The organism is Gordonia sp. 852002-51296_SCH5728562-b (assembly GCF_001665475.1).
Lineage (GTDB): Bacteria > Actinomycetota > Actinomycetes > Mycobacteriales > Mycobacteriaceae > Gordonia > Gordonia sputi.
Genome location: NZ_LZMI01000022.1, coordinates 1 through 1997, shown reverse-complemented (window position 1 = coordinate 1997; position 1997 = coordinate 1). Strand labels below are relative to the sequence as shown.

At 58.7% G+C, this 1997-nt stretch carries 2 protein-coding genes and 2 pseudogenes; 3 read left to right on the top strand and 1 reads right to left on the bottom strand.

From position 1 onward, the window contains the following. Positions 1-476: 476 nt before the first annotated feature. From A5766_RS24880 to A5766_RS25490, 3 genes and pseudogenes are all read left to right on the top strand, one after another. Positions 477-878: pseudogene (locus tag A5766_RS24880) on the top strand (IS30 family transposase); the annotation flags it as partial. A 50-nt stretch (positions 879-928) separates the two neighbouring features. Beyond that, positions 929-1270: pseudogene (locus A5766_RS04935) on the top strand (transposase); the annotation flags it as partial. Next, complete coding sequence (locus tag A5766_RS25490) at positions 1271-1378, top strand: hypothetical protein (protein WP_387317286.1); 108 nt, start codon at positions 1271-1273, stop codon at positions 1376-1378. A gap of 68 nt (positions 1379-1446) precedes the next feature. On the opposite strand, the gene A5766_RS25485 is transcribed toward A5766_RS25490, so the two are convergent. Further along, the gene (locus tag A5766_RS25485) at positions 1447-1947 is read right to left on the bottom strand and encodes a zinc-ribbon domain-containing protein (RefSeq protein ID WP_082965447.1); all 501 of its coding nucleotides are present in this window, start codon (positions 1945-1947) and stop codon (positions 1447-1449) included. Positions 1948-1997: the final 50 nt, after the last annotated feature.

Below are 1997 nucleotides of genomic sequence, written 5' to 3'. Positions count from 1 at the left end.
TGTGGGTCAAGACCGCTGACCAGATCCTCGACTCCATCGCCCACTACTGCACACGAATTAATGACTCAGAACACTAGCTCTCGACGATCACTGCCGTACCCCAACGTCGATTCAGCTCGAGAACGGCTACGTAGGGTGGTCCGGCGTCTCTGGAGCATCGTCGACGCCGAACCCACTGCCCTCAACAGTCCGCACAGCGTAGGAGACGGGCCAGATCCATCGCCATGAGCCACCACCTCCGTTGAGACCTCCCGTGACCGATCGGAGGGAAGGGAAGTGAGGTCTCCCCAAGAAGCGCTGTGCAGTGCGCGCAAGGACCACAGTTACGTTGGCTCGAGCTACTCGTACGCTCGTGGCCCACCCCGTGACGAGCAGCGCATCGTTTACAGCATGCACGGATCGAGCGGAAGGCGAAACGCGCCGCCGACCATAAACCGCCTATTCAGAGCCGTTTGACCAGAAGGCCATATGCTCGGGTCGAGAGGTCCACTCGCTTCGTGATGCTGGGACATCTCGGACGGAACCGAACCGCAGAAGCCGTGCGCGACTCTCTGATCACAGCATTCCGAGACCTGCCCGCGTCATTGCGCGGCAGTCTTACCTGGGACCAGGGTGCGGAGATGGCCGAACACCGAGCGCTCAGCACCGTGACAAACTTCGATGTCTACCTCGCAGACGCCGGTTCGCCCTGACAGCGAGGAAGCAATGAGAACACTAATGCGCTACTGCGACAATACTTCCCGAAGGGAACAGACCTCGCAGAGCACAGCATCGAGGACCTACTCGCAGTCTCCGACGAACTCAACAACCGTCCGCGAAGGTCGCTAAACTGGGACACGCCGGCCGAACGGATGGCCGTGCTCCTGGAAACAGGGTGATCGTCTGTGTTGCGACGACTGCTGGAATCTAAGCCCGCGATGGTAAAGTCTACTGCTGCGCGGTGATCGATTGCTTCTCTCGTAAAATCGTCGGCCGAGCGTTCTCCACGACCCCGGACACCGCGTTGGTCAACAACGCCATCAACATGGCAGTCCGTGAGCGATCACGTTCTGGCACAACCATTGTGCACGCTGATCATGGAACCCAATTCACCTCGTGGAGCTGCGGTGAGAACCTTCGGCTTTCCGGTCTGACGCCCTCGTTCGGCTCGATTGGTGGCTGTTTCGATAACGCGGCGATCGATGCGTTCTGGGGACGCATGCAGGTGGAGTTACTGAACGCCAAGAAATGGTCGACAACTTTCGAACTTGTCGTGGCGATGGCCAACTGAATCGACAACTTTTACAACACGGACCGTATTCACAGCTACATCGGTAACATCAGCCCTGACCAATACGAGGCCCTGTGGGTCTCCACTCAGCCCCTCCAACTCCAATAACCCACGGCCGAGCCGGGTGGGCACACATCAACTGGACCGGTAATCGGGGACCTGCCAATTTGACTCTCTCAATCTGGATGGCTCGTATGAGCCCAGCGCGGGTCGCTCACCCATCCTCCGACAGTGCCCGGCACTAAACCATCAATGCCCAGTGCGTCGACCACGGCGATTTGCGCTTGCAGTTGGCTGCGGTGAAGATGGCGGACCTCGTGATACAGCTGAACGGCACGCTTCTTCACACCGTCGGGGTGGCGAACCCGCTTTCGGCCGCTCCTCTCGCCAATATCTACTCTTCGTGGACATCGTCTGGGAGGACGTGGCGGATCAAAGTAGGCACGCAATTGGGCCGCCGTAGGTCTCAGCTCAGCATCGACAACGTGCTGATGCGTGACTGGATCAATAGGCGAACTCCATAGGCACAGACGACAACCGTTTCCATTGGCTGACGACTCCATTCGTTGTCGCGGTGTCGCCTTGAATCTGTGTCCAGCTGGGCAGATCCACCAATACCGCGTTCCGCTGCCAACGTTCACTGCGCTCGCTTGACGAGGCTCAAGAAAGTTCCCCAGGTGTGCTCACTGAAATTCCCCACCCGTGGGCGGTTTCTACTGTAGCGACC